The organism is Xanthomonas pisi DSM 18956, assembly GCF_001010415.1.
Lineage (GTDB): Bacteria > Pseudomonadota > Gammaproteobacteria > Xanthomonadales > Xanthomonadaceae > Xanthomonas > Xanthomonas pisi.
The window spans coordinates 1-436 of the sequence record NZ_JPLE01000219.1 but is presented as its reverse complement, the minus strand read 5'-3'; the positions used below and the strand labels follow the sequence as shown (position 1 = coordinate 436).

The 436-nt window shown below is 42.9% G+C and carries 1 protein-coding gene; it reads left to right on the top strand.

From position 1 onward, the window contains the following. Nucleotides 1–16 precede the first annotated feature (16 nt). Complete coding sequence (locus Y887_RS18370) at nucleotides 17–436, top strand: baseplate wedge 1 family protein (RefSeq protein WP_052765043.1); 420 nt, start codon at nucleotides 17–19, stop codon at nucleotides 434–436.

The following is a 436-nucleotide window of genomic DNA, read 5'->3' as shown; positions in this document are numbered from 1 at the left end:
ATTTGTGTGAGGAACTATGCAAAAGTTTGACACAAACCTGTTGCAAAACCTTAAGTGGATGCAGAACAATGCACCAAACATTACATCTTTGGTGCAAAAGAAAAGTGACTGGTATGAAAGATACCAAGATCAGTTTTGGACTGACTGGTACAATAACATTTTTAACATTGACACTTGTGATGCAATGGGCATTTATATTTGGTGCGACATTCTTTGCATACCAAGAGACTTTGTGGACTTAAGCAATTATGAGCACAACTGGGCGTTTGGACCGACGCGCGACAACTTTGAAGGTGCGGACAACATCGGCGGCAACTTCTTTGGTGCTGGCGGGGAGGGTGTAAAGAATATCGAAGAAGCGCGCATACTTCTTAAGGTTCGTTATTTTGCGCTTTCAAGCGATGGTCGCATAGAAAGCATCAACCGGATGCTTTAG